This window comes from Mesorhizobium sp. M1406 (assembly GCF_040317555.1).
Taxonomy (GTDB): domain Bacteria; phylum Pseudomonadota; class Alphaproteobacteria; order Rhizobiales; family Rhizobiaceae; genus Mesorhizobium.
In genome coordinates, this window is the sequence record NZ_JAMYKW010000120.1 from 1 (window position 1) to 7,405 (window position 7,405).

At 61.6% G+C, this 7,405-nt stretch carries 9 protein-coding genes; 4 read left to right on the forward strand and 5 right to left on the reverse strand.

The genetic code is table 11. From position 1 onward, the window contains the following. Window positions 1-104: 104 nt before the first annotated feature. The 4 genes from NKH03_RS33810 to NKH03_RS33825 all read right to left on the reverse strand — a co-directional run bounded on the left by NKH03_RS33810 (window position 105) and on the right by NKH03_RS33825 (window position 3,044). Entirely contained in the window at window positions 105-587 is a 483-nt protein-coding gene (locus tag NKH03_RS33810; protein ID WP_352973179.1) for a VOC family protein, read from the reverse strand. A gap of 172 nt (window positions 588-759) precedes the next feature. Next, window positions 760-1,908, reverse strand: a complete 1,149-nt coding sequence (locus NKH03_RS33815) for an amidohydrolase (protein ID WP_352973180.1) — start codon at window positions 1,906-1,908, stop codon at window positions 760-762. A 146-nt stretch (window positions 1,909-2,054) separates the two neighbouring features. Beyond that, the gene (locus NKH03_RS33820) at window positions 2,055-2,510 is read right to left on the reverse strand and encodes a hypothetical protein (RefSeq protein WP_352973181.1); all 456 of its coding nucleotides are present in this window, start codon (window positions 2,508-2,510) and stop codon (window positions 2,055-2,057) included. A 90-nt stretch (window positions 2,511-2,600) separates the two neighbouring features. Then, complete coding sequence (locus NKH03_RS33825; protein WP_352973182.1) at window positions 2,601-3,044, reverse strand: SRPBCC family protein; 444 nt, start codon at window positions 3,042-3,044, stop codon at window positions 2,601-2,603. A 252-nt stretch (window positions 3,045-3,296) separates the two neighbouring features. Here NKH03_RS33825 and NKH03_RS33830 point away from each other — a divergent pair, with 252 nt between their 5' ends. Then, window positions 3,297-3,440 carry a hypothetical protein gene (locus NKH03_RS33830; protein WP_352628923.1) on the forward strand — a complete coding sequence of 48 codons (144 nt, stop codon included), beginning with the start codon at window positions 3,297-3,299 and terminating at the stop codon, window positions 3,438-3,440. Between the two features lie 161 nt (window positions 3,441-3,601). Here NKH03_RS33830 and NKH03_RS33835 read toward each other — a convergent pair whose 3' ends face one another. Continuing rightward, window positions 3,602-4,294 carry a DUF2270 domain-containing protein gene (locus NKH03_RS33835; protein ID WP_352870501.1) on the reverse strand — a complete coding sequence of 231 codons (693 nt, stop codon included), beginning with the start codon at window positions 4,292-4,294 and terminating at the stop codon, window positions 3,602-3,604. A gap of 426 nt (window positions 4,295-4,720) precedes the next feature. Between NKH03_RS33835 and NKH03_RS33840 the strand changes: the two genes are divergently transcribed. The 3 genes from NKH03_RS33840 to NKH03_RS33850 all read left to right on the forward strand — a co-directional run bounded on the left by NKH03_RS33840 (window position 4,721) and on the right by NKH03_RS33850 (window position 7,333). Further along, window positions 4,721-5,230, forward strand: coding sequence for an Hsp20/alpha crystallin family protein (locus tag NKH03_RS33840; protein ID WP_352973187.1), 510 nt, complete (start codon window positions 4,721-4,723; stop codon window positions 5,228-5,230). A gap of 125 nt (window positions 5,231-5,355) precedes the next feature. Beyond that, window positions 5,356-6,078, forward strand: a complete 723-nt coding sequence (locus NKH03_RS33845; protein ID WP_352973184.1) for a gamma-glutamylcyclotransferase — start codon at window positions 5,356-5,358, stop codon at window positions 6,076-6,078. Window positions 6,079-6,250: 172 nt separating this feature from the next. After that, the gene (locus NKH03_RS33850; RefSeq protein WP_352973185.1) at window positions 6,251-7,333 is read left to right on the forward strand and encodes an acyltransferase family protein; all 1,083 of its coding nucleotides are present in this window, start codon (window positions 6,251-6,253) and stop codon (window positions 7,331-7,333) included. Window positions 7,334-7,405 lie beyond the last annotated feature (72 nt).

Below are 7,405 nucleotides of genomic sequence, written 5' to 3' on the forward strand. Positions count from 1 at the left end.
TTCCGTTCGAAGCGACCAATGAGGCTCTGGCCTATGTCGAGACAGGACGTGCCAAGGGCAAGGTGGTCATCAAGGTCAAATAGCAACTCAGCTGCGAAAGAGCCTCAGCCGCGCCGGGCCGCGTCGATCGCCGCGACGTCTATCTTCTTCATGTCCATCATAGCATCGAACGCACGCTTGGCTTCGCCGCCGCCGGCGGCCATCGCCTCGGTCAGTGTGCGCGGGGTGATTTGCCAGGACACGCCCCATTTGTCCTTGCACCAGCCGCACGCGCTTTCCTGGCCGCCATTGCCGACAATGGCATTCCAGTAGCGGTCGGTTTCCTGCTGATCGTCAGTGGCGATCTGGAACGAGAAGGCCTCGCTTTGCTTGAACGCGGAGCCGCCGTTCAATCCGATGCAGGGAATGCCGGCGACGGTGAATTCGACCGTCAACACATCGCCCTTCTTGCCGGATGGATAGTCGCTCGGCGCACGGTGAACGGCGCCTACCTTGGTGTCTGGAAAGGTCTCTGCGTAGAAGCGAGCCGCGGCCTCCGCGTCCTTGTCGAACCAGAGGCAAATTGTGTTCTTCGGCGTCTTTGGCATTGCGTGTTCCTTTCGATCTGAAGCCGGGTTTCCGTCGGGTCCCACCCACGCTCTTGTGACATAGGTCGCCGACCGTCTCTCGCCACCCTGGCGGAAGCAAGCCGCCAAGCGCTACCGACCGCTTCGCGTCATAGTCCTCAGTGGGTCGCCGTTTCTCCTCGTCAGGCAGAGATCAGCCCAGAAGATTGCGTGCCGTGCGCATGAAGATCCTTGAGCCGATCGGGATCAGGTCGTCGGGAAAATCATAGTCCGGATTGTGCAACGCAGGGTGCCGCTCGCCCGCACCCAGGAAGAACATCGCCGATGAAGCGCTGTGGCCGAACAGGCCGAAGTCTTCCGAGGCGCGCATCGGCAGGGCTTCTTCGCCGTGCGCGACGCCCTCTTCATTGAGCGCGCGTTGCAGGTGCGCCACCGCGTCCGGCGCGTTGACGCTTGCGACGAAGACCTCGTGATAGTCCCACTGGGCAGCGAGGCGATGCTCGCCGGCAATCTTCGCGACCAGCGCCTCGGCGGCGGCGCACAGGTCTGCCATGCGCTCGTCGCGCCGGGTTCGCAGCGTCGCCCACACTTCGGCATGACCAGGCGCGATGCCGAACACGGCTTCGCCCATCGCGGCATGGGTGACGGTGACCATGCTGAAGTCGTCATCGGCGAAGGTTCCGCGCCCGAGCGCGGGCAGGGCCGGCATCAGTTGGCTGATCGCCAGCATCGGCGAGACGCCGGTCTCCGGCATCGACGAATGCGCGGTCTTGCCCTCCAGCCCGACGCGCATGCCGCGTGAGGCACAGTTGACCACGCCGGGTTTGAGCCGCACCTCGCCGAACGGCACGCCGGGCAGATTGTGCAGCGAGAAAGCGAAATCCGGCGCGATCTCGCCGAAGCGGGGATCGGCGACGACGCCGGCCGCCCCGTTGCCGGTTTCTTCCGCCGGCTGGAACATCAGCACGATGCGGCCGCTTGCAGGCCTCTCGCGCCCCAGCTGGCGGCCGAGGGACGCCAGGATCGCCGTGTGTCCGTCATGGCCGCACATATGCGACTTGCCCGGCACGCGCGACGAATGCGGCACGCCTGAAAGCTCCTCGATCGGCAAGGCATCGAGTTCCGAGCGGAACAGCACCGTCGGTCCAGACCTGCCGCTGTCGTATATGGCCGCGACGCCGTGGCCGCCCAATCCAGTCAGCACCTTGTCCGGTCCCGTATCGGCGAGGAAGTCGACGACCTCTTTTGCCGTCTTCTCTTCTTCGTTCGAGGTTTCCGGATGCTGGTGCAACTGGCGCCGCCACGCGGTCAATTCGACGATGTCTCGATTGGTCAGAGTCATGCTTTTTTAGCCTCCGCTGCATTCTGACACGCCCGGATGCGGCGTGTCAGAATGCGATGACGAGTATCGACAAATGGCCGCGCCTGCCACACTCCAATCCTCAGGCTTTAGCGGGCCAGAAAATGCGGCGCATCCCACGAATGGTCTTAGCGCACGCGGCTGGGGCACAGGGCTTTGAACTGGTCCAGCGTATAGTCGTATCCGGAAGCGCCCGAGCCATCCAGCACCACGTTTTCGTCGGTGTCCGATATCAGGTAATCCGTCGTCGCGCCTGCGTCGGGATTGCGGCCCTGGAAGAACATGTTCGCGCCGTAGAAGGTGGTGAATTTTCCGGTCCTGCAATTGGCTGATATCTCAAGATGCAAGGGCGTCTGCAACTCCTTGGCAATGCACTCCTCGGTCACCTTGCCAACATAGTCGCGGCAGAAGGCGGTCGCATTCCGCCTTGTGTGCTTGGCCACGATCCTGGCATCGGAGGACCCGATGCCGGATGTCTTGACGATGGTGACCTCCATTCCCACCCTGGAACCGTAGTAGAGAGTTCTGGCCTCCGCCGATGTGGCCAGAATCAAAGCGGACAGCACGAGCAGCAAACGTTGCATGAAAGACCTCCCTTTGACCGGGAAGGATTCCCGCGCACCATCGTTCGGTCAACCCTCAATACGCGGCCGCCGCTGGCGCCGCGCTCCAGTCTATTGATTGATTTCGGGTTCGACGAGCCTTGCCAGGTTTCTGAGCGATTCCTGCCAGCCGAGATAGCAGGCCTCGACCGGAATGACGTCCGGAATGCCGGCCTGGGTGATGTCAACCTCGGTGCCGACCGACACCTTTTTCAAGACGACGGTCACCTGGATCTCGCCGGGCAGATTGGGGTCGTCGAACCTGTCGGTGTAGAGGAGGCGTTCGCCCGGAACGAGTTCGAGATACTCGCCGCCGAAGGAATGGCCGTCGCCGGTGGTGAAGTTTCGGAAGGACATCTTGAACGTGCCGCCGACCTTTGCCTCGAGGTGATGGACCGTGCAGGTGAAGCCGTTCGGCGGAAGCCACTTCGCCAGCGCGTCCGCTTCAACGAATGCGCGATAGGCTTTCTCCGGGCTGGTCGTCAGAACGCGATGCAAACGTACGGTGCCGGGCATATGCTGGATCCTTTCATGGTTGTTTGTTCAGTGCCCAAAGGACGAACGAGGCGGGGCCAGTCCGACATAGGCTCTCGAATTTTTTAAGGCGCCTGGCCGCGGCCTGTCCGGCTGGCGCATGAGCGCGGTGCTGTTCAACCCCGCGCCCCCGACCAATGGTCGGCTATTCGATCTAATTTCTTTGCAAGCCGTTAATGCGGCCATGCTGTTAATCAGCATTTGCTAATGTTCAATTCGAATCTGGGATACGCCATGACCAAGAATCTCGGCAACGCACGTTATATGCCGCCAAAGGACGCCAAGGTCTCCGTGTTCAGCAAGGCCGCACCAGCTCTGTTCCCGTTGGTCGTGGCGGCACTGGGCTACATGATCGGCAAGCAGTTCTTCGGCCTCTAGGCTCGAAAATCAGTCTCCTGTGAAAGGGTAGATCAGGCGCCGATCTCGGTAACCGCCTCTGCCCTGGCCTCCGCGGAGCCGATACGCTCAAAAACGCCTCGGCGGACTGACCATCACAACGTGCGGGCCGTCATTTGCGTTGCAGCCGGCTGTCGCCAGCGTCAAACATGGACGTCGCCGAAGGAAAGTTCGCCGTCGTCGCCGGCCGCGAAGAAGGCAATGGCGAACAGCCCGACATAGAATGCCGCAACAATTGCCACGATCGCCACACCGGGAATCGGGCCAAGGGCAGCGCTGTCGACGGCCTCGCGAAGCGAGCCGACAAAGCCGGTCCTGACACCTACGGCCTGAAGGCTGGGGGTCGATATCTTCACCACCCAGGCCAGCAGCAGGATCAGGAAGAGATAGAGGTAATTTCGCCGCAGGCGGCGCGCCAGCGCGACACGCTGCGACAGCAGGAATTTCGGCGCGCGCAGACCTTCGCCGACGATGAGCAGCCAATCCGAGGCGAAGTCGGGTTGGGGGGAGAAGATCTGTGCGAAATAGTGGCGCTCGAACTGACGCACGCGAGCCCGATAGAAATCGAAGAACCGATAGCGGCGCGCCTCGATCCACAGCAGCAGCAGGATCAGCAGCATGGCGAAAAGCAGCACGCCGTGATGGGCGCTGGCCGTCGACAGCGACACCGACAGCATGGCGGCGACAACGGTGATCGCCCAATTGCTCGTACGGTCGAGGCGGTCGCGCCAGCCGGCCATGCGCGCAATCTCCGCGCGGTGGAAATGCGACATCACGGTGACCAGTTCACTTGGCGAAAGCGATCTGCCGATGGGCGTTGCCGGCGCATCGTTCATGGCGCCCTCCAACCAGATAAAACGCCTCGCACGTGATCTCGTTCCGCGGCGTCCGGAATGGCCGAGGGATTTCGCACCGGCCGGCGGGCCCCCGCCACCGCGGTCAACGATCACATTGCATTGCCGGGTCTTGACCCCACCGCGACGAACCCCAAATCGATCATACCGGTGCCGACGCGGGTGCCGGCTTCATGGCGGCGCCGCGTTGGCCGATGGCGTTGTGACCATCGAACTCGGGCACCAGCCGGAGGCGATGAAGGCGCGCGAGACCGGTCCGGGGCGCTTCCCAGGTGGAGCGGATCGGACCAGAAGGGAGCGAAAACAGCAAGCGCAAATGGGGTCTGGGTCAGACGGCGCATTGTCCCCGGAGCATGGCAGCAAGAGCATGTAAACGAACCAAACAGGATCAAGAAAGGAACAAATGCAATGACCATTCGTGATCTAATGCCATGGAGCCGCGACACCAACCAGGCTCCGACCCTCTTTCGCGACCGCGACCCGTTCATGAGCCTGCATCGCGAGATGAACCGCCTTGTCGACGACATGTTTCGCGGCTTCGGTTCACGGCTTCCGTCCATGTTCTCTTCGGCCGGCGGTAGCTGGCCCAGCGTGGAAATCTCCGAAACGGACAAGGAGATTCGTGTGACGGCCGAAATACCCGGCATGGAGGATAAGGACATCGAGGTGTTGCTCGATGACGGCGCCCTGACGTTGCGCGGTGAAAAACACGCCGAAACCGACGACAAGGAGCGTCAGTTCTCCGAGCGGTTCTACGGCCGTTTCGAACGTCGCATTCCGATCGGCTTCGAAGTCGAAGAGGGCAAGGTCGCGGCCGATTTCCGCAACGGCGTGCTGTTCGTCACTTTGCCGAAGTCCGAAAAGGCGCAGAGCAGGACAAAGCGCATCCCCATCGGCGGCAAGAGCACCAAACACTAGAACAGATCAGCCGGGCGAGCACGTCGCGCACGCCCGGCATCAGTCACCGGATTTCGCGCCGGTCACATGGACCTTGAGAATCCCGCTGCCTTGGGCAACATGGCGGTGATGGGCGGGGCGCGAAAATGAACAAGCCGATTTCTGCCGTTTCGCCGCGCAAGGCGCCGATGGCGCTGAGCGAGGAACTCGTCGCCCGCACGATGCGCGCCGTCGAGGATGCCGGGCCGACACCGGGCATGGTTCACATGACCGACGCCGACTATGCGCGTATCCGCGACGAGGTGCTGGCATCGGCCCCAGCGGGGCCGGCAAAACTGTTTGCCTATGGCTCGCTGCTGTGGAAACCGGTCGGCGAGGTGAGGGGCGGCGAACGGGCGGTGGCGACGGGGTGGCATCGGTCCTTCTGTTTCACAGTCAAGCGCTTTCGCGGCACGGTCGAGCAGCCCGGCCTGATGATGGCGCTCGATCGTGGCGGCCAATGCCAGGGCATGGTGTTCGAGATCGCCGAACCTATTGCGGCCAATCTCGAAGTGCTGCTGCGCCGCGAGATGACCGTCCTGCCCGCCGTCAACGTGCCGCGCTGGCTGCAGGTCAGGACAGGCGACGGCCTATGCCGCGCGCTCGGCTTCGTCGTCGATCCCGCCAATCCGCGCTATGCCGGCAAGTTCGACAAGCAGGTGATCGCGGCGACGCTGGCGAGAGCCGTCGGCCATTGGGGTTCGGGCGCGCAATATCTGTTCGAGACCATCCGCCACCTCGACGCGTGCGGCATCCGCGACCGTAATCTTTGGGAGTTGCAGGCGTTGGTGGCCGAGGAGATACGAGGCGTACAGGCCAAGGATGCTTGAGGCCAAAGCACTTTGCGAAGCAAAGCAGTGATTTCGGAAGTCGAAGTAGCGAGAATTTAATGAATTGAAAATAGTTCTGCCACCAACGATGACTTGAACACCGGCGCCAGACCCGGTGCGCGTGGGCCAAAGATGCGGTTGCGAGTTGGCGTCGGGTTTGCGGAGAGTGTTGATGAAGAGCTTTGGGGCCATGTTAGCGGGCTATGGTGGCTTTGGGCCGGGTTTCAATTTTCTACGCATTGCGCTGGCTTTTTCCATTGTTTTCTATCACGTTCTCACCAATTCCGACCACTGGGAGCTGGCGCACGGTCCGGTGCTGTGGTTCCTTGAATACAGCCTGGTGCCGATGTTTTTCGCCCTCAGCGGCTTTCTGATCACCGCCAGCGCCCAACGTCTCAGCCTGCAAGATTTCCTGGTCAATCGCGTCCTGCGCATCGTCCCGGCGCTCGCGGTTGATATTCTGGTGTGCGCCTTCATCATCGGTCCAGCCGTCACCACTCTGCCGCTAGCCGACTATTTCACCAATGTAGGGTTCTTCGGCTATATGCTGAACATTATCGGCTGGGTGCATTTTCAACTGCCAGGTGTGTTCACAGGCCACCCGGTGCCGCAGGTCAACGGCGCGCTGTGGACCATTCCATGGGAGATAGGCTGCTACACAATCATGTCAGTCATGATGGTGACAGGTGGGGTGCGGCGGGCGGTGGCGACCGTCCTGCTGCTAGCGGTCTTTGTCCTCGCGGGCCTTGCGGTCGAGCCTTTCGCGTCCGCCGGGGCAGGGAACGCCTCAGGCCTACATACGCTCTTCGTCGGCCGCGGCGCCCATCTCATCACGGCCTTCCTGTGCGGCATCCTCGCGTATCAGTTGCGCGACAGGATCCCGATGAGCAGGATGCTGTTTGGTGCCTGCATTGCCGTTGCGGCGTCCGCCATACTCCTGCTTGAAACGAGCGCAACCGAAAGTGTTGCATACCGGCTGGTCCTGATGCCGGTCCTTACCTACATAACGATATACGCCGGCGTTTCGCGCCTGATGTTACCGAGGATTCTGGAGGGCGGCGATTATTCTTATGGCGTATATCTCTACCACATGCCCTTCATCCAGCTCGCTATCCTGGTCGGGCCGCCGATCCTCGTCGGCACGGTAGTCGGCATTGTCACGCTGACTTTGACGGTAGGTATCATCGTCCTCTGCGTCGCCGCAATCTCATGGCACTTGATTGAGAAGCCCGTCCTGTCGCTTAGAGCGGGATGAAATTACGGTGAGTCGATAAGGGATTCCCAAATCGATTGGAATTTGATTCAACCTTCTGGCTGGAGCTGGAGG

What these genes read in the sequence shown, in the direction of transcription:
- NKH03_RS33820 (WP_352973181.1), bottom strand. Translation starts at nt 2,510, where the DNA reads ATGCAACGTTTGCTGCTCGTGCTGTCCGCTTTGATTCTGGCCACATCG.
- NKH03_RS33830 (WP_352628923.1), top strand. Translation starts at nt 3,297, where the DNA reads ATGACCAAGAATCTCGGCAACGCACGTTATATGCCGCCAAAGGACGCC.
- NKH03_RS33850 (WP_352973185.1), top strand. Translation starts at nt 6,251, where the DNA reads ATGAAGAGCTTTGGGGCCATGTTAGCGGGCTATGGTGGCTTTGGGCCG.
- NKH03_RS33825 (WP_352973182.1), bottom strand. Translation starts at nt 3,044, where the DNA reads ATGCCCGGCACCGTACGTTTGCATCGCGTTCTGACGACCAGCCCGGAG.
- NKH03_RS33845 (WP_352973184.1), top strand. Translation starts at nt 5,356, where the DNA reads ATGAACAAGCCGATTTCTGCCGTTTCGCCGCGCAAGGCGCCGATGGCG.
- NKH03_RS33840 (WP_352973187.1), top strand. Translation starts at nt 4,721, where the DNA reads ATGACCATTCGTGATCTAATGCCATGGAGCCGCGACACCAACCAGGCT.
- NKH03_RS33835 (WP_352870501.1), bottom strand. Translation starts at nt 4,294, where the DNA reads ATGAACGATGCGCCGGCAACGCCCATCGGCAGATCGCTTTCGCCAAGT.
- NKH03_RS33810 (WP_352973179.1), bottom strand. Translation starts at nt 587, where the DNA reads ATGCCAAAGACGCCGAAGAACACAATTTGCCTCTGGTTCGACAAGGAC.
- NKH03_RS33815 (WP_352973180.1), bottom strand. Translation starts at nt 1,908, where the DNA reads ATGACTCTGACCAATCGAGACATCGTCGAATTGACCGCGTGGCGGCGC.